Source organism: Elusimicrobium minutum Pei191 (assembly GCF_000020145.1).
In the GTDB taxonomy this organism is placed as follows: domain Bacteria; phylum Elusimicrobiota; class Elusimicrobia; order Elusimicrobiales; family Elusimicrobiaceae; genus Elusimicrobium; species Elusimicrobium minutum.
Window position 1 is genome coordinate 492,700 of sequence record NC_010644.1, and the last position, 24,490, is coordinate 517,189.

Consider the following 24,490-nt stretch of genomic DNA (forward strand, 5'->3'; position numbering starts at 1 on the left):
CAATTCGGTTTTATATTTTGCTAAAGGAATATTATGGGCTGTTATACAAACAAGGCTAAATGTTTTGTATTGTTTTTTGCTTTTTTATATCTTTGTGTATATTCACACTCAACTTGTGTAGAATTGACTGCCGGCAACTTTGTCTGCGATTATAACGAAGGCGAAACAGACATATTTTCTGACAGTATTTCCGCAGATACGTTGCGCATGACGCTGCTGGCGCGTTAGGCACGTGGGTAGGGAGTGAAAACTTAAGTACAGAGCAAAAGCTGATATTGGGTTTAAGGATTGGTAATGGAGTATTGGGAGCAGTAACAGGGCCATTATCAGGAGTGAGCCTGCTTAGAACGGGAAGTAATGCTTTAGGAACGACTACAACAGGAACGGGTTATCGTGTTATTGAATCAAAATATGCTCAATCTACACTAGAATCAGGTACGTTCTATCAATCAGGTGCTGCTGGTCGTATAGGCAATGATGGCACTTATATCAATAACACAATTGAAGGAGCAATAAAGGAATTTATATATCACAAGCCCAATACACCGTTTACAGTGTTTGAAGTAAATTATCCTATTACTCCCTCTCTCAATATATCAAGTCCGCCAAGTAATTATATAAACCAACCATTATCGTTTACTGGAGATGTAAATATTTTGACTACGCCGTCATTGCGTGCGCCCGGCACTACCAATCTTTTAATTAGAGAGGGGGCTGTGCCTATAAAAATTATTAAGCCGTGATGAACTATTAAAACAACATTTTTATTAAGAGGAAGATAATTTATGAACAAGGTTCAAGTAAGATGTTATCGTGGATATGCTGTAGTAGATGGGGAATACAACGTAGAAGTTGAGTATACATTGCCCGACTTTGGCTATTATACGGAATTATACACTGATTTAAGAACAGGAGAGATTTATGCCTTAGAAATTGGAGATAAAAATACCGCATCAAAAACCATTGATGAAATTGTGGCAGGTATAAAATGCCCGATAACTGGACGGTCCTTGGCAGGCCACTTGACAAAATATCCTCAAAGTTTTTTATATAAAGATAAAATAGGCCATTTTGAACCAGACAAGCGATATCCAAATGATGAGGATAGTTCTATTCGTGAGTTTTGGGAAATATAATATTGAGTATTATTAAAAAACTAACCGTTGTTTATTTAGTGGTAATCTTAGTATTGCCGCTAAACGCGTTTGTGCCCAGTGGCAGCGGTTTTAGCGTAGGCGGCGGAATAGGCGGCGGAGTTAGCGGAAATTTTGGTTTAAATAACTCAAGCGGTTATACGGATATGGCTTGGGTAAATAACCAAACCAGTATAATAGGCACAAACAGCGTCAATATAGAGGCGGATAAAACGCATATAGCAGGCGCGGTAATAGCTAATGTAACAGATTCTGACCAGGCAATGTTGACAAGCTTTCATGAAGGGGTAGCGCACCAAGGTATAGAAGTAGGCATGTTTAAAGGGCAAGACGGAGTGGTTCTAAGAGGTTCACAACGTGCAGTTGAAGAAACAGGCAAATCAAGCGGCATACATGAACAAATAGCTTTTTATATGGAAATAAGATTGCAAGAACGTTTAGCAACGTTTAGAAGAAAATAGAGAGGTGTTTTATGTATATAAAGAATGTAATTTTTGTGATGTTAATACCAATATTTCTTTATGGGTGTACTTTATATCATAAAGATGGAGAAAAAACAAGATACTATCATATAATAAGTATGCAACCAGTTTCTATGGATGGGGATAAAAAAATTTTTGATAAAGAAACAATCAAGTATCAAGGTTATATAACTTTTAGCTTTATATCCCCATCTGCAGGATGTGTTTTGTGTGAATCAAATAATTTGCGAAATGCATTGTTTGACTACGCACAGGAAGGATTCGCGTTTAAAAAGTTTTATTTAGAAAAGCCTGAGCCTAAACTACCATGGTTTAAAGTGTATGAGGGTAAAAATAAAAGGGGTGTTAGCGGTTGGTATGTAGAAGGTATTTTATACCCAGGAGAGTGCGGGTATTGGGACATTTTTGAAAAAATACCATTAGATTTTGATGGTAAATACTATAGAATTATAAAATATGCAACAGGAAGAAAATATTTATTAGAAAGAATAGATGCTGTTCGGGAAGGGCGAGCTATTCCAGCAGAAAATAAAGATAAATTTGCGAAATCAGTTAAACTTTTAAAAGGTGAAAGTTTTGCAAAATAAAAAATACCGCCGTTGATAATTCAGCGGCGGTATTGGGAAAAACGGGAGGAGCGTTATTTGTAGGAGGGGTAGGTGTAGTAAGCAGCGGATACGCTGCGCATGACGCTGCTGACGCGTTAGGCACGTGGGTAGGGAGTGAAAACTTAAGTACAGAGCAAAAGCTGGTATTGGGTTTAAGGATTGGTAATGGAGTATTGGGAGCTGTAACAGGGCCATTATCAGGAGTGAGCCTGCTTAGAACAGGAAATAGATTAATAAGCGCATCCTCATCTAATTTGAAAACTGGATACTTGGAATTTGATTCATATTCCGCTTTTAAAAGGGAGTTGGGGATAGCAGGAACAAATAGAGCATGGCATCACATAGTAGAGCAGACGCCTTCAAACAAACTGCTGTTTGGGGAAAGAGCATTACAAAATACAGATAATATAGTTCCCATAAATCATGGTGTTGGGAGCATACATCAAAAAATATCTTCCTATTATAGTTCAAAACAGGAATTTACAGGAAATAAAACTGTGCGACAATGGCTTAGTACTCAGAGCTATGAACAACAATATGATTTTGGGTTAAAAATATTAGATAAATCAAACAAGGGGATGTTGCCATGAGAGAAAATGATATAGATAAAATATTAATAGATTTTAAACATGCCGCTATTGAAAACTGGACAGCGCAAAAAAATTGCGATTCCAAAAAAGCTAATAAATATGCGGATAAACTTATAAAAATTAAAGAGAAATTAAAGAAAATAGGGAAATTAATCGTTTTAAAGGAATTGTTAGTAGAATCTTCTCCCATAGTACGTTCTTGGGCAGCAACATACTTATTGGCAGAAGATGAAAATCTTGCAATAAAAGCATTAGAAAAATTAATTGCAGAGCGGGGAGAAAAATCATTTGCGGCAGAGATGGTCCTAAATGAATGGCGTAATGGAAAACTCAATCCTTAAATATTAGTAGAAGATTATGGAAAATATTTTTGAATATTACAATGGAAGAGAAATATCTTATAAAAGGAAAGCATTTTATATTTCGCTAAATGTAAATTCTAAAAAAGAATTGCTAAAAGAATTTGCGGAAAAGTTGAAATTTCCTGATTATTTTGGATATAACTGGGATGCATTAGACGAATGTTTAAAGGATTTAGATTGGTTAAATGCAACGGATATAATCATACATCATGAAAAGAATATAATCATAAATGAGATTGATTTTAAGATATATATAGAGATTTTAGCGGATGCGGTTTTATATTGGAACAATGACGGTGCATGTACGTTGATTGTTGGATTCCCAATAGAATACAAAGAAAAAATAGAAAAATATTTGCATAAAGAACCCGGGAAAATATAGTGCGCAAGAAGTAGCGCAAGCAGAAGCCATAAGAGATAGTTATTATAAAACCTATGGTGTATCAGGCAAAGATTATAAAGCGGTTGTGTATGCCAAGTCAGAAGGAGAAACGTATATTATAAAAGATGCGGGCGGCAATGAGGTAGAAGTATACCGACAAGGCGGCTACATAAAAGAAGCAGGCATAGGCGGAACTAACCTGATAGGAGCGGATGGCAATATAATAGACGGTAAAACCATGAAATCTGTTGGAGTAGAGGAAGGCTTTCATGGTTTGGGATTTAGTGACCCGTATGCGGGGCTCATGGGTGAATATGCGGCAGACAGGAACGGATTATTTACAATATTTGGCAGTGGTTTTGGCAGCAGTGATATAAGTGCGAATGATTGGTTAAAGGGGGGAAGCAACAACTATAGTGATAAAAGCTTTATGGGAGGGTTGTATAGCGGGCCTTTGGGATATACTGGCGGTGCAGTAAGCAATGCAGATTATTTAGCAAATACAAACGGATTGTATACAACATACGGGCCGCAGGATACAGAGAATTCTGCCATAGTATTAACTCCTGCGGGAATGCTGGGCACGGCAGTATTGATAGGGGGTATGCTATACTTTGCAAAGAAAGCGTCAGATGATTTGGCAAAAGGAATACAGCAATCATCTGGAAGCGGGTCAAAAAAGGGGGAGGGGAAACAGGAACAGAGTTCACCAGCAACCCCGCCGCCGCCTAAAATGCCGGAAGAGCCTAAAGGAGATAAGAAAGAAAAGAAACAAGGTGAAAGTTCTGAATATAAAGATAGTACAAATAAGGATTCTATAGAAAACAGATTAACTAACAGAACTCATAAAGAAATAAGTGATACCTTGCAAGAAAATGGATATGAGAAAAGTTTTTCAAAAGATGGAAAAGTGGAAATTTACAAAAAATCAGGAGAAAATATAAGTTATACATTTAGGAATTTTTCTACATCAGGCAACAAAGAGCCTACTTTAGAAGTTTTAAAGAATGGTAAAATTTTTAAAAAAATAAGGTTAATACAATGAAAAATAAAATAGAAGATATATTCGAATGTAAAGAAGTTGACTATGGGGATTCTAAAGGTAAATGGATTGTTTTTAAAGAAGATTTCTTGCAAGCTAAGAAAGATTTTATAGTTTTCGTTTTATTTCAAAAACCTAAGATTTTTCAGAAAATACTTTTTTCTTTATGTAAAGATAAATCAATTAAATGGATTGAAAATTTTAATAAAAACTTAGCATTTTCAGAATCGCGCAAGTTGGAAATAAATAACGAAGCTGAATTTAGTAAATTTTACAATGAATTTAGATTGAATTATTATGAATATAATTTATTTTATTCGGAGGATGAAGAATTATATATATTGATGGATGATGATGATAATTTTCATGTTTTGTGTCACAAGGACACACTAAGGAAAGTCTTTGATCTTGAATTCATATTTGCAAATGATGCTATGTTATATGAAACATTTAATACTTTTAAAGGATATCATCAAATAGTCTTAAATCTATATAGTAAATATTTCTTTAGCAAGAGGATAACAATAGATGATTTTAGAATAATAGATAAAAGAGAATAAAGATATATCAACTATGTAATAAAAGCGAAAGGGAGGATATCTATTTCCTATATTAATTGTTGGTAAGTGAGGTTCAGCCTTAATGCCCGGTGCGGCAGTGGCGGTATGTGACAGTGTTAAATTTAAAGATGTTAATGATAAATATCAACCCAAAACAGATATTCCAATAGTAAAAGAATATTGGGATAACCAAAAGAAAATAATACAAGAGTCAAATAAAAAATATTTGAAATATCTTCGTTTGAATCCAAAACTAAATTCTGAGGAAAAAAGATTGAAAATGTATGAAATAAAATGGGAAACAGAGCTGAAATATTTGCCGGAAGAATATAAATTGATGTGTTGTACTAAGTTATCAGAATAAAATATGTAAAATTCTTAAGAAGTTTATATTAAGCCGCCGCTAAGAACTCAGCGGCGGTATTTTTTGCAGCATACACAGGTTTGAAAAAAATTGCTTAGATATAAATATATATACAGGAGGGAAAAATGAATAAATACTTTATTTATACAGCGATTTTTTTAACAGTGTTTTGCATTCAGGCTAAATCCGAGAATGTTGATAATATTGTAACAAAAGGGGGTAAAACTTTTATATCCTCTTACTATGATACGGAAGTTTTTAAAAGTATAGAAATTAAAGGAACTTCAATTGATGTGGAGATCCTGCCTGCCGAATCTTATAAAATCCATACAAAAGTTATGGATAAAAGAAATATAGACTGGACTTTGGCTGACGGTAAGCTTGTTATAACGCAGTTACCGCAATATCATATGGACTGCAAAAGCAAAATGCGCGCCACCCACAGAAAATGTATTAACGATGAAATTAAAATTTTTGTGCCGACTTCTTTTACATGCCAACAAATAACTTCAACTCTTACAAGCGGAGATATTGAAATAAAAGGAATTGCCTGTAAAGAATTTTACGCTAAAACAGAATCCGGCGACATTGATTTGGAAAGATTTTCCGCAGTCAGAGGGGATATCTTCTCAATAAATGGAGAAATATCAATAGAGGATTCTTCTTTTGACATGCTTAAAGCGTTTTTATCTTCCGGAGATATAAAAGTTGAAAGAAGCGTTTTAAATGATGTCGACATTAATACCATAAGCGGTGGTATAAAAATTAAAGGCGAGGTAAAAGGAATTGCAAAAATAGAGACTAAAACAGGGAATATTGAATTAAGAACATCCTTAAAAGAAAGTGAATATAATAAAATAATAACAGCTAAAAAAGGAGAAATTACTGTAAACAGCTTTGCTTTAAAATCATACAATGAATCTAAAAAACCAGATGTTGCCAATGAACTTAACATTCTTTCCGCAAACGGTAATATTAAACTAAGATTTGCTGAATAATTTTTATTTAAGTTTTTTTAACTTTTTTGCGGGCGCGGCTTTTCTAAGCCGGCGCCCGCAAAACTGTAAAAACCCCGCGATAAAAAGAATATATAATATAGTAAGTTTGGAGGTTTGGGGTTATGGAAATAAAGAATATAATATTTGATGTCGGTAATGTTTTAGTATGTTGGGATCCGTACGCTGTTTTTAAAAATTATTTTAAAAACAGGGCGGAAGTTGAATCGTTTTTAAAAGAAATTGATTTTGAAAATGTAAACCTGGCCATGGACAAGGGACTTTCTTTTAAAGAAGCTATAGGCGGATTAGTAAAAAAGTTTCCTCAATATAAAGAAGCTATAGAAGCTTATGATAAAAACTGGCTTTCTTCAATAACAGGTGAAGTGGAAGGCAGTTTAAACTTGATTAAAGAGCTAAAAAAAGCAAAATATAATATTTACGGCTTGACAAATTTTTCAAGGGAAAAATTTGATATCTGCACACAAAAATACCCCTTTGCCGACAGTTTTGACGGCCTTGTAGTTTCAGCCGATGTAAATGAAATTAAACCTTCGGAAAAAATATATAAAATACTTTTATCAAAATACAATTTAAAGCCGGAAGAAAGCGTTTTTATAGATGACAAAAAGGAGAATGTTGACGCGGCGCAACATCTTGGCGTTAACACAATTCTTTTTGAAAATACGTTGCAGGCGCGTGGAGCGCTTAAAAAAATGGGAGTAAAAATATAGCTAAATTAAAGGGGTATTAATATGAATAATTTCAGGTTCTATAGTCCTACGGAAATAATTTTTGGCCGCGGTGTTCAAAAAGAAACGGGCAAAAATATTAAAAAGTATTCTTCAAAAATATTATTTCACTATGGCGGCGGAAGTATTAAAAAAAGCGGTTTATATGAGGAAATAATAACATCATTAAAAGAAGCGGGCGTTGACTTTGTTGAGTTGGGAGGCGTGCAGCCTAACCCGCGCCTTTCTTTGGTGCGCGAAGGCATAAAACTTTGCAGAGAACATGATATCGGCTTTATTTTAGCCGCGGGCGGAGGCAGTGTTATAGACAGCGCCAAAGCAATTGCCATGGGCGTGGGATATGAGGGTGATGTTTGGGACTTTTTTATGAGAAAAACAACTCTTACAAAATCTTTACCTGTTGCCGCTGTTTTAACAATACCCGCGGCCGGCAGTGAAAGCAGCCAAGGCACGGTTATTACTAATGAAGAAACCCAAATGAAAATAGGTTTCAACTCTCCTTTATTAAGGCCCGTTTTTAGTATTTTAAACCCGGAACTTTGTTTTACTTTACCTCAAAATCAAATGGCTTACGGAGTTTGTGATATGATGGCCCATATTTTTGAACGATATTTTACAAATGTCAAAAATAACGATCTTACCGATAATCTTTGCGAAGCTACTTTAAAAGCTATTATCAAAAATGCGCCTAAACTTTTAAAAGATAATAAAGATTACAACGTCTGGGCCGAAATAATGTTTAGCGGCAATTTGGCGCATAACGGCTTGCTTGGAATGGGCAGAGAGGAGGATTGGGCATCCCACGCTATAGAACATTCTTTAAGTGCGGTTTATGACATCGCCCACGGCGCGGGGTTGGCAATAATTTTCCCGGCATGGATGAAGTATGTATATAAGCATAATACGGGTTTATTTGCGCAATTCGCCGTAAATGTTTGGGGTGAAAAACCTGAAGATACGGAAGAAACCCTTGCCGTTAAAGGAATAAAAAGGACTGAGGAATTTTTTAAGTCATTGGGGCTGCCTACAAGGATAAAAGATATTCTTAATCCCACAGAGCAGGATTTGCTGCTTATGTCGGGTAAGGCAACAGCTTTCGGATCGCTGGGCAACTTTATTAAACTTGACGCTAATGCTGTTTTGGATGTTTATAAACTGGCTTTATAGTTTATTACTGTTAACTTTTAAAAATGTTTCTATTTAGCCGAAGGGCCTATAAAAAGACCTATCTTTTTATAGGCCTTTTGACTCATGTGTTCTAAATATATAATTCCTAAAATTTATATATGTTAAACACTATTAAAAAATTTATCTCTTTATTATTGATTATTATTTTAAACATGCAAACGACTTTGGTTTACGGTCAAAGCCGTGGCGCGGATAATTACCGTAAATTAACACAAGCTCCTCCTTTAGAAGACTTTGTAATTAAAAGAGATGCAATTAGAAGCCAAATGGAAACCGACAACCGCTATAAACAAATGCTTGACACTTATGCAAGGGATTTGCACTTGGCGGAATTTATTTTAGATATTTCCATGAAAGAAATAGAAAAATCGGCCGAATCTGGCAATGAAGCCTTGTTTTGGGAACACGTAAACGCATTTAACGGTATGTTAATATCTTATATTAATAAAGAAGGCAACGCCAATGTGCAGGCATTGGGCGCAATGACGCTCGTAAACCAGTTAAAAGAAAATCTTATTACGGCCGAAGACGCCGAGAGAGCTTACAAAAGATTTGAATATGTTTTAAAAACACAAAACAAATGTTCTGGCATATATTGTGAATTTCTTTCCGCCTCCGCAATAGGGCTTTCCTACAGCAAAAACAAATATGTTGTTAATTTGGGGGAAGCTGTTAACAACACGCTTTCTGAAGTTCTTTACAGAGGGTCGCCTTTAGCGGTAAGAAAAGAAAGACTTTCTTTAATAAAAAATTTAGCCGGCAATGATTACGGCTCGGAAGAATCTAACGCTATTTTAACAAGAGGTCTAGTTATAGCTGTTTCTATTTTGGGTGGTATAAAAGAAGTTGAACAATTAACAGATAAAATAATGCACGGTAAAGAAGGGCTTTTTAATCAAAATAAAAACCACCGTTCCTATTTTTCACCAAATGCGCAAACTCAGATAGCGGCGTTGGACACCTTGTCGGAATTAGGTACACCGGTGCTCCCTTTGCTTAAAAAATACGCTTTTAATAAATACAGTTTAGTTTCGCATATTCACGCTAATATCAATCTGGCTTACGTTAATGGGCTTTCGGAAACTGAAACAAGGATAAATAAAGACAATTTAAAAAGTTACTATTGTAACTACGGCAGGTACCTTTCCGCGCAGGAAGATTTTGAATTAAAGAAAAAGCTTGCCTACGCTTACGGAAGGGGTTTAGCGCAGTCTTATCTTACAAAAACAGGCAGTAATGAATGTCTTGTTATTGTACCGCTTGAACCTGATCCTCGTAAAGCAGCCAAAGATATTTCCGACGCTGTCGGCATGGAAATTGCTTTTATGGTAGCTTTTGCAGGTTTCGGTACGGCTTTTAACGTTGTAAAAAACGGCGCCAGAATATTAAGGCATATTAATAAAATTAAATATGTAGCTAACAAACGCAATATGAGTTTGGGTAAATTTTTCGCCTCAGGACAGCTTAGCACTTTACCTAAATTTAAAGCACCTTCCACAGTAACGGCAGGCGCGCGAAGCGCGCAAGCGGTGGCGCCTAAAGCCCAATTTGTTACTCCGCAAAAAAAAGTTAAAACCGATCTTTCTTCTTTGCATCCCGCTTCCGGGCAAGTGGTTAAACCGCAAAAAAATATTACTGTTTACGCGGAAAGAAGTTCCTCCGTTACGGAAAACGCGATAAAACCTTATGAACCGGGTTCCATATTAATGCAACAGAAAGTTACGGTTAACCCGGTTTCTTTGCGTCCCGCTGTTCCTACAGCCCAATTTCAGCATGTTGCGCTAAAAAACCCTATTAACCGCAAATACCCTTCCGGCCTGCACGATGAAGCCGGCATTATAAATAAATGGATGGATTATTACAGGAACGGTTATTTCCATCCGCGCAACCAAATAGAGGCTATTGAAGGCATGTCGCCTGCTAAAGTTAATAATTTGACGGAGTATTTTTTCCATATGTCAATGAAGGACGCCGAACAGGCAATTTTAAACCCTATCAAAACAAAGGGGAGGCTGCCTGATTTTATGTATGACAAAACTCTTATTCCCGGTACAAAGCGTCTTCCCGCGGCGTATTATAAGAAAAAGTTTAACGCCAATGTTGAAAAACTTGTAAATCTTGCCGACGGTGAAGGTACTCTTGTAACCAATAATGTGGAATTAGCTGAAATCATAACAAGCATGAAGGATTATACTTTTAAACAAGGCTTCAGCTATAAAAATAATGAAGCGATGACGCACGGTCTTAAGAAAAATTGGACAAAAATGGTTGATGAAATTACAGAAAAAAGTTACAGAGCGAACCGTGAAAGAGTTAATGAACTTTGGGTTAGAAAGATTGAAGCGGCCGACGGGCGTCAAGTTTCATTACGCGATTATTTTACTCAAAAAAGAATAAGTGTATATAAAGAAGTTGATAAAACGCCAGAATTCTTTTTAAACAGTCCCAAATGGGTATCTTGGGAAAATGAAAGGCGCAACCTTGCGGCTAAAGAATATATAAAAAATACTATTACCCCTTCTAATCCTTTAGATAAAGTGCAGGATATGCTTGTTTTGGGCAATAGAAAAAACTATCTTTCTTTAGATGAATTTGGCGATATTATGATTACGCAATACCGCTCTATTCCTAAGTATGATAAAAGTTACCTTGCGTGGGAAGAAATGGTTAAAACTGATGCATTCCCCACAACAACAAGAATAAGGATTAACTGCCATGAAGGCCGCGCCTGCCAGGCTTCTTTCGGCGAAAGCGCAGGCGGCGCGGTTCCTAAAAATTACGACGGCACCCGCATGGTAAACCGTTTTGCTTTAGAATCCCAAAGCAATGTTAAAGCGATTGTTTTTGACGAGTCTTTCAAACCGCGCGTAGTTACTTTAAAAAATGTTCCTTATGTTAAAGATATTAAAGAGGTTGACATTGACCTTGTAAGAGCAAGCAACATCGTTGCCGACGGGTTGGACGCCACGCGTGATTTGTTAACCGTACAAAAAGCTGAAATGGCTTTAAGAAAAGTGCCGGATTTAAAGGCCACAATTTTACCGCAAAACCGTATTGTAGGCCAGCCTATTCCGGAGCATTTGGGTAAAGGCGCAAGCGGGTATTTATCTCTTTTTACAAGAGATTTTTACCCTGTAAAAACAGTGTACCGCGTACGTTTTAACGGTTTAAAACCTTATGTTAAAACAGAGTACTTTATACGCAAAGAAATTCCTTCTTTTGCCGGTATGGCGCACAGGGAAAGAATTACATTTTTAGACCAGGTTGCTGAAAGGGTTGTAAAATAATTCATTTTTACCATAAAAAACCCTCCGGCAATCAAGCGGGTTTTTTTATTATTTATTAACAGAAAATCTCCTCCATAAAGCGGGGAGTTTTATTTATAAATTTATATTCGCTTTTTTTGCCTGTTTGTGCTGCAGTTTTTTATCTATTTTATAAAGTTTACCGTCTTTCAAAAACCTGGCGCCTGTTTGTTTAAAGATAAATGAAATACCGACTTTAGCGCATTGTTTTCTTATATCAAGCACCCAGTTATAATCGCATATTCTGGTCTCTAACCCAGATTCACCGCCGGCTATAATCTGGCTTACCCACGTTCCTAAATGTTTTGAAAGGTTTATTGGGCCTAAAAGAGGTTCACATATAATAATTCTTTCATTTTTTATCGGCGCGTTTTTGTATATAGGAATGCGATAATCGGCCATTTCTTGGTTTTCGGCAGTGCAGGCTATTGTAACATTGGAGTATCCTTCACCCCAATCCGGGGGGACAACGCTTTCAAGACGATGTATTCTTTTAGTAATAAAAAAGAAATTTAAATCGCTTCTTATTTTCATCATTTCCCAAGCTTCTTTACGCCACTCGTCGGCTTCTTCAAGCAGGAAGTCTGAGGTAAAACAGGTAAAAACAGTTTGCCCGGAGGGTATTTTGTAACTGCGGCTGCGGTCGCGCCTTACGGGAAGGTTAAAGAGGGATGTTTTTTTTACTAAGGAAGCGTCCCTGCCGTGCATAGCGTCAATACGGTATACATAGCAATGTTTGCAGCCTTCGCTTATTTTACGGCAGCCGTGCCAGGGGTTCCAGGTTGTTTTCATTTCTGTTTAGAAATTTCTGCCGCGCTTATAAGAGGGTGGCGGTATCTGTCTTGGTATTTTGAGAAAGCAAAACGTATTTGTATCACTTTTTCCGGACAATAATTTATGCAGGCCATGCATTGCAGGCATTTATGCCGCCATTCGGGGCCGTTATCATTAATTATAATGTTGTCCGCGGGGCATACGGCGGCGCATACGCCGCACTTTGTGCAGCCGGGGTTTACAAAAAATTTTTTATCTTTATTTGCTGTTTTGGCGTGTGAAAAATCAAAAACTTTTTTTGCCAGTTTATTTATTGTAAAAGGGCCGTTTGTAAAACCGTTTTTTACATTATCTATATAGGCGTCAATGTCTTTATCGGCTTTTTCTAGTTTTTTTGCCGATTTTTCGGCGCTTTTAACACTTATAAAAGGTATATAATTTGAAGGCATTTTGATGCCGACGGCATAATCTAAATTTTTGCCTTTTTCTTCAAGCAATTTTGCCGTTATGCCAAACACGGCCCCATAGCTACTTCCGGCGTTTGCGAGTACGGAAATGTAACGGGCGTTTGGCATTTGAAGTTTTTTAATAAATTCAAGCACCTTTACCGGAGGGCCCCAATAGTATACAGGGAACGAAAAAACAACGCGTTCAGCATTACAAACAAAGCCGTCCGTTTTAAGCTCATGTGTTATAAATTTAACTTCGCTCAAAAGAGCTTTGGCTGTTTTAGCGGCCGCGTAAACACTGTTGCCTGTGCCTGAAAAACAATACACTATGGTTTTCATTTTTTTCCCTTATATCTTATATATTTATAATACTAAAAATATATGCATGAATCTTATTTTCTGATAGAATATTAATTAGATTATGTTAATTATATTTTAAATAAACATATATCGTTAAACAAGTGGGAAAATAGTGATTTTATGAAAAAAGCTATAGTTTTATTTGTGTTTTTATCCGCCTGTGTTTTAGGCCGCGCAGACCAAGCTTTTACTGATTCTACCGGAAGGGCGGCGCATAACCAAACCCTTTCCTAAACATGGCCAGTCAGTGGTTCGCTTTCTTATAAGCCAAGGCATAGATGAAAATAAAATCACTTTGAAGGTTTTGGCGCTGATAAGCCTGTGGCGGCAAATGATACTAAAGAAGGAAGGGCTTTAAACAGAAGAATAAAACTTGAAGTAATACAATAAAAACAAAACACCGGATAAAAGCGGAGCTTTTGTTTATTTCTATTTAAAATGCTACGCTGTTCTATATGATTTTAATTAAATGATAGATTATCATTGTGTACGGGGGATTTTATGCTAAAGAAAATGTTTGTAATTACCTTTGTTGTTTTAGGAGTAATTATGTTAGCTTCCTGCGCTGCTAACAGAAGCTACGACTCTTACACTAAGCTAACAAGTTATCCTTCGGTTAAAGAAAGTCAGGAAATATCGGAACTTTATTTTAACCCTTCAGAAAATCCTGATGAAAACGCCACGGCTAAAAAAATTGTTTCCAGCGCGGAAAACGGCAACCCCGTTGCCCTGTATTTGCTGGGGGACGCGTTTTACGAAGGGGAGGAATATAAAGAAGCGGCGAAAACATTAAGAAAATCAGCCGTGAAAGGCTTTTCGACCGCGCAATATAAATATGCTTTGGCAAATATGAGAATTAAAGGTAAAAAAACGGAAACTTACGCATTTCTGTTGTTGTCTTGTAAAAGCGGAATAAAAGAAATACGCGTAGCGGCAACAAAACTTTTGGTGACAATTGAAATAAAAGAGAAGGATAAAGAAAAAGCGCAAACTCTTGCCGCCGCTATTGAAAACACTTACTTGCCCGAATTTAAAAAGCAGATTGATGAAACCGAGAAAAATTTTTATACCGCTAAAAGAAAGTATTTATAAAGTTTGCAGCAGTATAAGAAGGTAAGCTGCGTTACTTAGTGACCTTCCCGTTAATACAAATATCAGAAACAATAAAACGCCCCCGCTGTAAAGCGGGGGCGTTTTATTGTTACAAAACTAGTTTAAGTCGTATCTTATCCAACTCGGAAATGTGGGGCTGCCGGTTGTGCCGGTTTGAACTCCGCCCAGGGATTTGCATATGTTTTGGTGTCTTGAGCTTGAAGGATCAGCCCAGCATTCGCGGTTGCCTGGGCGTGTGGTTGATTTGTTAAGCCATACTACATAAGCTATTTTCCTATCAGCGTTTCTATTTATATAACCTATGATGTTTTTTGAGGAGGAATCATATAAATCAATATCATATTTGGGGCTGGTAGCGTGGTGGGGGTTGCTTAAGTCAACAGTCCAGTCGCCCGGGATATCTATATCCAAATCACCCCATGTCGGCGGATAAACACTTTCTGAAAGATAATATCTTTCGGCTGAATCAGCTATAGCCTTGCAAAGCGTAAAAAGCTGCGTATAACGGGCTTTTTCAACAGCCGTATTATATTGGGGCAACGCTATAGCGGCTAAAATGCCTATAATCAGAACTACCACTAAAAGCTCTATTAGTGTAAATCCTTGTTTCATAAATAGTTCCTTTGGTATTTTTTGATTTAATAAAAAAATGGCGTATTTAAAATATATTTTAATTTTAAGATATTAAAAAAATATTTGAATCTTATTATTTATATTTTTTAAATTCTCCGCCCATATCGGCTCTTTCCTGCTCCGGCGTTTTACCGCTGGCTGAAGCTTCTATAATTCTTAAAGCATGGTCAGCCATTCTTTCAAAACGGCTTAGAATATCGGAATAATGCGTTGAAGAAATAGGCGTTATGGAAGAGTCCTGTTTCATTCTTAAATTTCTTTCGTCTCTTAATCTGTGCCTTAAATCGTTAATTTCCATTTCCCGTTCAAAAGCTTTTCTTAAGGCTTCTTTTGATACGCTGCTCTTTACTGATTCGGTTCTTAACAAGCCTTCTCTCGCGTCTTTAACAGCCTGTTTAACTTTAAGGGCTATTTCCTCAATATTATCTTTATCAGTTTGGGAAAATTCTTTATCTTTTCTAGTAATTTCAATAATTTTGGCTATTTTTTGCCCGCCGTCACCCATACGTTCAATAGTATTAATAATGTCTATTAAAGCCATAGTTTCATCTAAAACTTCAGTTGAAATCCTTTCATGCAAAAGTTTTACTAAATATGTGTTGATTTTGTATTCAAGGATGTCGGTGCTTTCTTCTAAAGTATAAACGTCTTTAATAAGCTGCTCAAACATGGCGTCGTCATCAACTTTTAAAGCGTGTATAAGTTTGCTTATTATTTTGCTTACCGAGGCTGCCATTCTTTCAATTTCTTTGCGGGCAGCTTCAACGGCGAGTTCCGGCGCTACGGTAAAACGCGGGTCTATAAAAACAAGGCCGGCGGGCTTTTCCTCACGTTTTGAGTGGGGTATAATTATTGTTGTAAGCCTGCCCAGCGGTTTAATAAAAAACAGCATTATAACCGTGTTAAAAACGTTAAAAATGGTATGAAACGCGCTTATGTGAAAAGGAATATACAGCATTAAAGTTTTGTTGTCCGTTCCGTACGGGGAGCCAGGCATAACCCAGTTAACAAAATCCACAAAGTATTTAAATATACATATAACCCATACTACTCCTAAGAAGTTAAAAAGAAAATGCGCAAGCGCGGCTCTTTTCGCTGTGCGGGAAGAGCCTATGGCCGAAAGATTTGCCGTAATTGTTGTGCCGATATTTTCACCCAAAACAAGAGCGGCCGCTGTAGGAAAATCAAAAAAGCCTTTGGCTGCAAGGGTAATGGTAAGCGCTATTACAGCCGTAGAAGATTCCAAAACGGCGGTAAGAGCGGTGCCTATGGATATCAACAGTAAAAGGGAGCCTAGCGTATCGGGCCTGAGCTGGGCGAACCACTGCGCTACCTGCGGAGCCTGTGTGAAATCAGGTACGGTTATCTGTATTATATAAAGGCCCAAAAACATGAAACCGAAGCCTACCATAACTTCACCAAGACGATGAAGAGTTTTCCACTTAACCGCATAAAGTATAAAAAACCCTGCGGCTATGACAGGCAGTAAAAATAATGAAAGTTGTAATTTAAAACCGAAAAAGCTTATAATCCATACCGTAACAGTGGTGCCTATATTCGCGCCGAAAATTACGCCCATCGCCTGGGTAAGACTTAAAATCCCGGCGCTGCTAAAGCCGACTACCATAACAGTAGTTGCGCTTGAAGACTGTATTATTGAAGTTACTATTATACCGGTTAAAGTTGCTGTAACTCTGTTTTTGGGGGCTGTAGCGAGTAGTTTTCGCATTGAGTTGCCGGCTATTTTTTGCATGCCGTCGCTCATTAATTTCATACCGTATAAAAATACGGCTAACCCGCCTAATATGTTTAAAATAATAAAAAAGGTTTTCATGTCCTATCCTTTAACTGGTATATTTTTTTAAGTCCCTATATTCTATATTTTGATTAACATAAGGTCAATATACCCATTTGAGGATATGTTCTTAAAAAGATATAATATGACTGTATGATAAAAAGAAAGATTAACAATTCGGAACACTTGAAAAGAGAAGTACTTGTAGAAATAGCAGCAATGTTTTTTCACGGTAACCTTGAAAAAGATATACACAAAATTCCTTATAACATAATACCAACAGGCTCGGAAGCGCAATTCAGATGCTGCGTTTATAAAGAACGCTCAATATTGAAATTCCGCGTTTTGGCCGCGTTGGGCTACTCCGTAAACGAAGTTGACGAAGCTGAACATTTAAATAACTTTGTAGAGCAGAAAGATTTAAACAATAAAGAAGGTAAACTTTTAACCGTTTTAGATTCAGCCTGCAAAGCTTGTATGAGAAGTAATTATATGGTGACGGAAGTCTGCCAGGGCTGCGTGGCCAGGCAGTGTATTTACGACTGTCCTTTTAACGCTATAAGCATGCAAAACGGACGTGCTTACATAGAGCCGGCAAAATGCAAAAACTGCGGTAAATGTAAGTCAGCCTGTCCTTACGGAGCTATTTTAAAATTAAACGTGCCTTGTGAGGAAGCTTGTCCCGTTAACGCTATTAAAAAAGACCAAAAAGGCCGCGCTATAATTGACCACAGCATGTGTATAAGCTGCGGCAGATGTATGAAGGTTTGCCCTTTTGGCGCTATTATGGAGCGCAGCCAAATACTTAATGTTTTAAAAGCCTTTAACAGTGATAAAAAAGTTGTGGCAATGGTGGCCCCTGCTATAGCAGGCCAGTTTGACGCAAGTATGGGCGTGCTTACAACAGCTTTAAAAAAAATCGGGTTTGACTACGTCTATGAAGTCGCAAAAGGCGCGGAAGTTACCGCTTCTAACGAAGCCGCTGAGTTTAAAGAGCGCGTTATTGAAAAAAGGCAAAAGTTTATGACAAGCTCCTGCTGTTTCGCTTACACAAAGCTTGTGCAAAAGCATGTGCCGGAACTTCAGCAGTATATTTCGCATACCAAAACGCCTATGCACTACACCGCTGAAATAGTAAGACGTGAACTGCCTGGCGCGGTTACGGTGTTTATAGGCCCTTGTTTATCAAAAAGAAAAGAAGGCCAGCAAAGCGGTTTGGTTGACTTTGTTCTTAATTTTGAAGAACTTTACGCCATTTTAACCGCCAAAGGTATAAATTTGCTTCAGTGCGAGGAAGAAAAGCTTGAAAACAGGCCCAGCGGCGCGGCAATGAGATTTCCTTTAGCGGGCGGCGTTACAAAGGCTGTAAGAGCCGCGTCTAAAGAAGATCTTGGCATTAAGGCGGAGCTTATTAACGGCTTAGACCAAAAAGTTATTTACAAACTTAAAGCTTACTGCAACGGCAACTGTCCGCATAACTTTTTAGAAGTTATGACTTGTTTGGGCGGCTGCGTAGGCGGGCCCGACGCTATAAGAGATAAAATTAAAGCCGCTGTAGACGTTGAAAAATACTCGGCCCAAAACGATTAAAATAAAAGCCCCGCCGTTTGGCGGGGCTTTTTATTTTAAGATTTGTTAAAATCTTGCGTTAACAAGAGGGGAAACTATTAAAAATCCTTCCGGACTTACGTTTATGGCGCCGATCTGCACGCCTTTTTCCATCCTGCCAGCGTAGTTAATAATACCAAGTTGTACGCCGTTTTTTAATAAATCTATTTTATTAATACAGCCTATTTGCAGCCCGTTTATTTCATCTGCTCCGCTGTTAATAAGGCCCGCCTGCAAACCTTTTACGGCTTTATTGAAGTTTACCGCGCCTAATTGCAAGCCTTGTACTTTACCCCAGTTAAACGGAGCAGCCTGTAAACCGTAAATAGTGCATTCTTTGCCGCACATAGCCGCTAACGGCGATAATTGGAATCCTCTTCCGCCTTTTTCAGAGTAGGTAAGCGCTGATATCAAAATTCCGTTAAATTTTGTGTTAACGCTTATTAAACCGGAAACGCTTATTCCGTTTAAGTCCCTTGTAAGCGTAAACATGGGAGAAATCTGCACCCCGTTAAAATCGTTTCCAAACGCGTATACCGGTGCGGCATGAAGGCCGTAATGCTTTGTTTTTTCCAAAAGTTCAAACGTGCCCGAACCGAGTAAACCTAAATCAAGTATATATATCGTGGTAGCGTCGGGCGGAACGGCCCAGCTGTTCCAGATTGAAAGCTTAAAGGGCGTGGTATAGCCTTCCTGCTCAAATACGGGTTCGGCTTGAAACACCTGTTCCGTCTGCGCGAAAACGACTGGGGCTGACGCTGCCATCAATAAAAAAATAATAAGAAATTTTAAATTTCGCATAATTTTATAATACATTTTTTTTGAGGTAGAAAAACAATTTTTTTTAAGCTATACTGGGGTTACGGATATTAAAATAAATAAGGGGAGGCATTATGACAGGGAAAATTAAAGTAGCGCAGTACGGCTGCGGTAAAATGGCAGTTTATACCATGAGATATATTTATGAGAAAGGCGGCGAAGTCATTGCCGCGTTTGACGTTAACCCAAAAGTTATAGGCAAAGATATAGGGGAAATAATGGGGGGCGGCAAAAAAGGCGTTATTGTTAAGGACGCTAAGGAAGCAGACGCTGTTTTAGCCCAACTAAAACCAAACGCATGTATTATTGAAACGATGAGTTTGTTTAAAGATGTTTATGACGCTTTTTACGCCTGTGCCAAAAACGGCGTTAACGCTATATCAACTTGTGAGGAGGCTTTCTTTCCGCAAAACTCAAGCCCTAAAATGACGGCTGAACTTGACGCGTTGGCTAAAAAAACAAACTGTACTCTTTGCGGCAGCGGATACCAGGACGTATTTTGGGGCAATCTGATAACAACGCTTGCAGGGGCCACGCATTCGATTAAAAAAATTAAAGGCAAATCAAGTTATAACGTTGAAGATTACGGTATAGCTCTAGCCAAAGCGCACGGAGCAGGACTTGATTTAGATGCTTTTGCTAAGGAAGTTTCTTCGGCGGATAATATTCCCGAAGAGGAAAGAAAAAGGCTTATAGACTCGGGCGAATTTTTGCCTTCTTATATGTGGAACGTAAACGGCTGGTTATGCTCAAGCCTTGGACTTACGGTTGTAAGCCAAACGCAAAAAACAGTTCCCCAAACATATAAGAATGATTTGCAAAGCTCAACCTTAAACATGACAATCCCGGCGGGTCACGCCACGGGCATGTCTGCGGTGGTTACAACAAAGACTAAAGAAGGTATTGTTTTGGAAACTGAGTGCATAGGAAAAGTTTACGCGCCCGAAGAGTTTGACCAAAACGACTGGATTATTGAAGGCGAACCCAAAACCCAGGTAACAATCAACAGGCCTAATACCGTTGAGCTTACCTGCGCTACAGTAGTTAACCGTTTACCTGATTTAATAAGCGCGGAACCGGGTTATACAACTACGGAAAAAATGCCCGTAAATAAATACAGGGTAAAACCGCTTAATGAGTATTTGAAATAAAAAAAGCCCCGCTTTACGGCGGGGCTTTTTTAATGTTTATTTAGCGAGGGTCTTCAATTCCTTTGCCTTCAAAGGTTTTGCCGCCTTTTTCAAAGATGCAGTTCTTTATAATAAAATGGCTGCCTTCGGGCGTTTCAAGTTTAATTTCGGCTCCTTTATGGACGGCGGGGTCAATTTCTTTATCTGCGTTGCCTTTAAAATAAGTATCTACGCCTTTATCTATAGCTTCGACTTCATGTATGGCTATTTCCTCATTTCCAGCTTTTAATATTCCCTTATACATAATACAACCCCCGGAATTATAGAATTAAACACATTTGCATCTGCGTTTATGTTTTTATGGTAGCATAATAGTAATGTTTTGTAACTATGAAAACTTTTTAAATAAATGTATTAAAAAAGGTCTATTCTAAGGTTTTTTATTTTGTGAGTATACACAGCCGCAGTATTTTTGGGAATATAGATTTTCCTGTTTAATAAGCTCGCGTCTTCTTTCTTCAAGGCCGTTTTTGCGCCAGTTGGTATCGTCAAACAGTATGTCGAATTCTTTGCTCAAAAGAACGGAAATTTGATTAACATCCTCAAGCTTTTTATATTTTGACACTCCTAAAACGGAAGTAAAAGAATCAAAATTGTTTTCTTTAGCGTAAATAGCCGCTTTTTTTAGACGAAAAAGAAAGCATTTTTTGCATCTTTCTCCGCGTTCGGGTTCTCTCTCAAGGCCTTTTATAAATTCATGCCAGGCGGCGTTGTCGTAGTGCAATTCTATAAAATTAATATTATATTTCCGGCAAAGTTTTTTATTTTCTTCTTTCCTTTTTTCATACTCCTCAAAAGGGGCGATATTGGGGTTATAAAACAGGACGGAAAAAGCTTTCTTTTCCAAGGTCAGTTTTTCTATAACCGCGGCCGAACACGGCGCGCAGCAGGAAAGCAAAAGTGTTTTTTTCATATTTACATTGTATAAAAAGCGAACCCCGCTAAAAAACGCGGGGTTTTGCGAAAGCGTAAAATTTTGTTAACTCCAAATAAAAGCACCGCCGTTTGTAAATCCGCTAGATACCTCAATGGCTCCCGCTCCGGCAAGTGATTTGCAAACTTTTATAAATTCCGGCTTACTCCTGTGAATACAGGCGATTTGGTTGTGTTTTACTGGATATTTTGATGTTTCGGTACTGTACCGTTTTAAAAGAGTAAGCGTTTCTGTAGTGATACCGCCTCTTAAATAAAAAGCTACAGCGTTACCGTCCACTTGCAATTCATATTTAAACTGTGAGGTTAAACAAATATTTTCGCTGCAGTTTGAGCCAATCGTAATGTCAAGCTCGTCAAAAGAAGCTGCAAAAGAGCCTGTAGCAAGGAAAAACCTTTCCTGCGCGTCAGCGAGCGCTCGTATATTTAAAAAAGCCTCCGCTGTTCTTGATTTTAAAACCGCGGCGTTATATTGCGGTAAAGCTATAGCCGCAAGTATTCCTATAATTAACACAACTACCAAAAGTTCTATAAGTGTAAATGCTTTTTTCATACATACCATATTATTTTAATATTTGAATGTAGTCAACATGTATATCAAAATACTATAATTGTTATTATGGTATAAAAATGTGTAATATTTATGAATATTCTACATTGACAATCCTTAAAATGTATTTATATTATATTTATAACTTTTATTTTATACAAAATAATCATTTTTTTTCAAATAATCTGACCGTTTTTCAATGTTGTTTTATAGTTTATTGTACGCATAGATAATAATATTACATTTTTTAGGCATGTATCTTAAATGGAGGATAAAATGAAGAAACGAGGATTCACCTTAATAGAAATAGCTGTAGTAGTTTTAGTAATAGCTATTTTAGCTGCGGCAGCTTTGCCGCAGTACAGAAAGTCGTTAGAACGCTCAAGAGCTGCCGAAGCTTTTGACATCCTTACAGAGATAAGGAATAAACAAGAAGCCAGGGATTTACTTGGCACGGGGACGGCCAAAGGCTATACTGTAAAGTTTAGCGATTTGGGGGAAGTAATAGCGGGTAAAAATTCCACAACAAACACATTAGACACAAGCCTGTTTACTTATACGCTTTCAAATAACCCATATCCGCAGGCATATGCCAAAAGGAAGGATATGGATTATTCGATAGTTCAGACAAAGGGGTATCAAGACAGTGCGTTATGTTGTTTGGGAAGGGATTGTAAAGTTGTAGACAGCGTTTTAAAAGGGTGTGAGAAGACAGCGTGCCTTACAACATGCGCAACGGGATATAAAAAAACGGGGTACTTTTTTTCGGAGGACGGGCCTTGCTGTGAAGCAAAAACGTCGTGTCCGACAACATGTCCTACGGGACAAAAGAGAAGTAGCGTGCAGTATACGGAAGACGGAGCGTGCTGCGTAGCCAAAACATCATGCCCGACAACATGTCCTACAGGCCAGCAGAGGACAAGCGTACAATATAGTGAAGACGGAGCATGCTGCGTATCAAAAACGTCGTGTCCCGCAACATGTCCTGCAGGGCAAAAAAGAAGCAGCGTGCAGTATACGGAAGACGGAGCGTGCTGCGTAGCCAAAACATCATGCCCGACAACATGTCCCGCAGGTGAAGAAAGAACTTCTTCCCAGTATTATGAGGACGGAGCTTGTTGTAAAACAGCTACTGTATATACATGTTCGGGCGCAAGCAGCCAGGCTTGCGGCAACTGCGGAACGCAGACAAGAACATGTGATACTTCAACCGGCACATGGAGCGCGTGGAGTTCATGCTCGGGAGAAGGCGTTTGCAGCCCTGGTGCGACGCAAAGTTGTACAGGCGGCACGCAAACATGTTCAAGCACTTGCGCGTGGGGCAGTTGTGAAGTAGTATCAAAAAGTTGTTCGGGCGCGTCCACGCAAACTTGCGGTAAATGCGGCACGCAGACAAGAACGTGTGATACCACAACAGGAGTATGGAGCGATTGGGGCAGTTGTTCGGGAGAAGGTGAATGTATACCCGGTGAAAAGAGAGATTACGGTTGCGGCTCTAAATCAGGAACAAACTGGGCTGTTTGCGGCTCAGACTGTAAAATGGGTGAGCCTGAAAACAAATGCTCAGCCTGTGAAGGAAAGAGCACCCAGTCTTGTACTTGCAACGGAATCCAAACACGTACATGCAATGAATCAACAGGAACATGGAGTGCGTGGGGAGCATGTGAAGGAGGACAAAACCCTTCCAATACGGCTTCCACAACAACAAAATGCTCGTTTAATAAAACTATCCGATACTCTTATGGTGATATGTACAGTAGCAGTACAGGGGTAGCTTATACTATTAATGGCACTAAAACCAAAAGCTGGAATAAATATACTTGTCAGTGGCAGGAAAGTAAATGCAGCGGTATGATTTGGGTTTCTTTAGGCCAGCCTGCGGCCGTAGGCCAGGGCGCGCTTTGCCGAAGTACGCAGGCCTGTTCCGCTCCCGGAACGGGGTGGACTTACGTGGGCGGTTCGTGCAACGGAAGCAGTTTGTTAAGATGTTCGTCAAGCCCTAGTGATTCATGTTATTTGTATAATTGCCAAAATGTATCCCAATAAATAAAACAAATAAAAACCCCCGCTTAAAAGGCGGGGGTTTTTTGTTATAAAAAAAGCTAAATGCAATAAATATCATATATTAAACGTTTAATTATAGTTAGGTGAAGTTTAAATAACAAAAACAATATTGTTCGCGGCGTTTGTTTTTTTATATCGAAATTTTTTTATTATTTTGTTATTTTATTTTTAAATTGCGCTAAAAGCGGCAGCAATATTAAAAAGGCGTTTATAATATGCTTTAAAAGGTATAATATTTAGCATATAATAAACAGCTTAAGAATTGTTTGTATAAATAGAAATAAATGCAGTGGCTTTGTATTATGCGTGGAATATTCATTTTAGGGTTGCTTATAATATCGGTAAAATGAAACAGGCCTTGAATTTTAATGGAAAACTGCTATTCTAAACATAATTTACTTATAATTATTTATTGATT

Annotated in this window: 26 protein-coding genes; 18 read left to right on the plus strand and 8 right to left on the minus strand. The window is 38.0% G+C overall.

Annotation, left to right across the window (positions count from 1 at the left end; translation table 11 throughout):
• Positions 1-275 precede the first annotated feature (275 nt).
• The 14 genes from EMIN_RS02375 to EMIN_RS02440 all read left to right on the plus strand — a co-directional run bounded on the left by EMIN_RS02375 (position 276) and on the right by EMIN_RS02440 (position 11,766).
• Complete coding sequence (locus EMIN_RS02375; RefSeq protein ID WP_041691236.1) at positions 276-743, plus strand: hypothetical protein; 468 nt, start codon at positions 276-278, stop codon at positions 741-743.
• Between the two features lie 42 nt (positions 744-785).
• Positions 786-1,136: a hypothetical protein gene (locus EMIN_RS02380; RefSeq protein WP_012414630.1), complete on the plus strand. Its 351-nt coding sequence runs from the start codon at positions 786-788 to the stop codon at positions 1,134-1,136.
• Positions 1,137-1,138: 2 nt separating this feature from the next.
• Complete coding sequence (locus EMIN_RS02385; protein ID WP_041691237.1) at positions 1,139-1,615, plus strand: hypothetical protein; 477 nt, start codon at positions 1,139-1,141, stop codon at positions 1,613-1,615.
• An 11-nt stretch (positions 1,616-1,626) separates the two neighbouring features.
• The gene (locus EMIN_RS02390; RefSeq protein WP_012414632.1) at positions 1,627-2,223 is read left to right on the plus strand and encodes a hypothetical protein; all 597 of its coding nucleotides are present in this window, start codon (positions 1,627-1,629) and stop codon (positions 2,221-2,223) included.
• 32 nt (positions 2,224-2,255) lie between these two features.
• Complete coding sequence (locus tag EMIN_RS08100; protein WP_012414633.1) at positions 2,256-2,834, plus strand: hypothetical protein; 579 nt, start codon at positions 2,256-2,258, stop codon at positions 2,832-2,834.
• Complete coding sequence (locus EMIN_RS02400; RefSeq protein ID WP_012414634.1) at positions 2,831-3,175, plus strand: hypothetical protein; 345 nt, start codon at positions 2,831-2,833, stop codon at positions 3,173-3,175. Before EMIN_RS08100 ends, EMIN_RS02400 begins: the two co-directional genes overlap by 4 nt.
• 16 nt (positions 3,176-3,191) lie before the next feature.
• Positions 3,192-3,578, plus strand: a complete 387-nt coding sequence (locus EMIN_RS02405) for a barstar family protein (protein WP_012414635.1) — start codon at positions 3,192-3,194, stop codon at positions 3,576-3,578.
• A gap of 85 nt (positions 3,579-3,663) precedes the next feature.
• Positions 3,664-4,623, plus strand: a complete 960-nt coding sequence (locus EMIN_RS02410; protein WP_012414636.1) for a hypothetical protein — start codon at positions 3,664-3,666, stop codon at positions 4,621-4,623.
• On the plus strand, positions 4,620-5,180 hold the full coding sequence (locus EMIN_RS02415; RefSeq protein ID WP_012414637.1) for a hypothetical protein: 561 nt from the start codon (positions 4,620-4,622) through the stop codon (positions 5,178-5,180). Before EMIN_RS02410 ends, EMIN_RS02415 begins: the two co-directional genes overlap by 4 nt.
• Before the next feature lie 82 nt (positions 5,181-5,262).
• Positions 5,263-5,544 (plus strand): hypothetical protein, encoded by a 282-nt coding sequence (locus EMIN_RS02420; protein WP_012414638.1) that lies wholly within the window; start codon positions 5,263-5,265, stop codon positions 5,542-5,544.
• 125 nt (positions 5,545-5,669) lie between these two features.
• On the plus strand, positions 5,670-6,542 hold the full coding sequence (locus tag EMIN_RS02425) for a DUF4097 family beta strand repeat-containing protein (RefSeq protein ID WP_012414639.1): 873 nt from the start codon (positions 5,670-5,672) through the stop codon (positions 6,540-6,542).
• Positions 6,543-6,664: 122 nt separating this feature from the next.
• Positions 6,665-7,273: an HAD family hydrolase gene (locus tag EMIN_RS02430; RefSeq protein ID WP_012414640.1), complete on the plus strand. Its 609-nt coding sequence runs from the start codon at positions 6,665-6,667 to the stop codon at positions 7,271-7,273.
• Positions 7,274-7,294: 21 nt separating this feature from the next.
• The gene (locus tag EMIN_RS02435; RefSeq protein ID WP_012414641.1) at positions 7,295-8,458 is read left to right on the plus strand and encodes an iron-containing alcohol dehydrogenase; all 1,164 of its coding nucleotides are present in this window, start codon (positions 7,295-7,297) and stop codon (positions 8,456-8,458) included.
• Between the two features lie 119 nt (positions 8,459-8,577).
• Positions 8,578-11,766 carry a hypothetical protein gene (locus EMIN_RS02440; RefSeq protein WP_012414642.1) on the plus strand — a complete coding sequence of 1,063 codons (3,189 nt, stop codon included), beginning with the start codon at positions 8,578-8,580 and terminating at the stop codon, positions 11,764-11,766.
• Between the two features lie 93 nt (positions 11,767-11,859).
• Here EMIN_RS02440 and EMIN_RS02445 read toward each other — a convergent pair whose 3' ends face one another.
• Together EMIN_RS02445 and EMIN_RS08105 are read right to left on the minus strand one after the other, a co-directional pair.
• On the minus strand, positions 11,860-12,576 hold the full coding sequence (locus EMIN_RS02445) for a DUF5131 family protein (RefSeq protein ID WP_012414643.1): 717 nt from the start codon (positions 12,574-12,576) through the stop codon (positions 11,860-11,862).
• Complete coding sequence (locus EMIN_RS08105; RefSeq protein ID WP_012414644.1) at positions 12,573-13,346, minus strand: EFR1 family ferrodoxin; 774 nt, start codon at positions 13,344-13,346, stop codon at positions 12,573-12,575. The genes EMIN_RS02445 and EMIN_RS08105 overlap by 4 nt, the downstream gene beginning before the upstream one ends.
• Positions 13,347-13,868: 522 nt before the next feature.
• On the opposite strand from EMIN_RS08105, the gene EMIN_RS02455 reads away from it, so the two are divergent.
• The gene (locus EMIN_RS02455) at positions 13,869-14,459 is read left to right on the plus strand and encodes an SEL1-like repeat protein (protein ID WP_041691238.1); all 591 of its coding nucleotides are present in this window, start codon (positions 13,869-13,871) and stop codon (positions 14,457-14,459) included.
• Positions 14,460-14,576: 117 nt separating this feature from the next.
• On the opposite strand, the gene EMIN_RS09375 is transcribed toward EMIN_RS02455, so the two are convergent.
• A complete protein-coding gene (locus tag EMIN_RS09375; RefSeq protein WP_012414647.1) occupies positions 14,577-15,092 on the minus strand; it encodes a type IV pilin protein in 516 nt (171 codons plus the stop codon).
• 94 nt (positions 15,093-15,186) lie between these two features.
• A complete protein-coding gene (locus tag EMIN_RS02465) occupies positions 15,187-16,947 on the minus strand; it encodes a Na/Pi cotransporter family protein (protein WP_012414648.1) in 1,761 nt (586 codons plus the stop codon).
• Between the two features lie 114 nt (positions 16,948-17,061).
• Here EMIN_RS02465 and EMIN_RS02470 point away from each other — a divergent pair, with 114 nt between their 5' ends.
• Positions 17,062-18,498, plus strand: a complete 1,437-nt coding sequence (locus EMIN_RS02470) for a 4Fe-4S dicluster domain-containing protein (RefSeq protein WP_012414649.1) — start codon at positions 17,062-17,064, stop codon at positions 18,496-18,498.
• 45 nt (positions 18,499-18,543) lie between these two features.
• Here the strand turns inward: EMIN_RS02470 and EMIN_RS02475 are convergent, their stop codons facing one another.
• Positions 18,544-19,317 carry an LA_2272 family surface repeat-containing protein gene (locus tag EMIN_RS02475; RefSeq protein ID WP_148204456.1) on the minus strand — a complete coding sequence of 258 codons (774 nt, stop codon included), beginning with the start codon at positions 19,315-19,317 and terminating at the stop codon, positions 18,544-18,546.
• 92 nt (positions 19,318-19,409) lie between these two features.
• Here EMIN_RS02475 and EMIN_RS02480 point away from each other — a divergent pair, with 92 nt between their 5' ends.
• The gene (locus EMIN_RS02480; protein ID WP_012414651.1) at positions 19,410-20,486 is read left to right on the plus strand and encodes an NAD(P)H-dependent amine dehydrogenase family protein; all 1,077 of its coding nucleotides are present in this window, start codon (positions 19,410-19,412) and stop codon (positions 20,484-20,486) included.
• Positions 20,487-20,526: 40 nt separating this feature from the next.
• Here EMIN_RS02480 and EMIN_RS02485 read toward each other — a convergent pair whose 3' ends face one another.
• From EMIN_RS02485 to EMIN_RS09380, 3 genes are all read right to left on the minus strand, one after another.
• Positions 20,527-20,769 carry a hypothetical protein gene (locus tag EMIN_RS02485; RefSeq protein ID WP_041691239.1) on the minus strand — a complete coding sequence of 81 codons (243 nt, stop codon included), beginning with the start codon at positions 20,767-20,769 and terminating at the stop codon, positions 20,527-20,529.
• Between the two features lie 126 nt (positions 20,770-20,895).
• Entirely contained in the window at positions 20,896-21,438 is a 543-nt protein-coding gene (locus EMIN_RS02490) for an epoxyqueuosine reductase QueH (RefSeq protein ID WP_012414652.1), read from the minus strand.
• A 66-nt stretch (positions 21,439-21,504) separates the two neighbouring features.
• On the minus strand, positions 21,505-22,011 hold the full coding sequence (locus EMIN_RS09380; RefSeq protein ID WP_052545811.1) for a type IV pilin protein: 507 nt from the start codon (positions 22,009-22,011) through the stop codon (positions 21,505-21,507).
• A gap of 273 nt (positions 22,012-22,284) precedes the next feature.
• On the opposite strand from EMIN_RS09380, the gene EMIN_RS09130 reads away from it, so the two are divergent.
• On the plus strand, positions 22,285-24,054 hold the full coding sequence (locus EMIN_RS09130; protein ID WP_012414654.1) for a type IV pilin protein: 1,770 nt from the start codon (positions 22,285-22,287) through the stop codon (positions 24,052-24,054).
• The last annotated feature ends 436 nt before the right edge of the window (positions 24,055-24,490 follow it).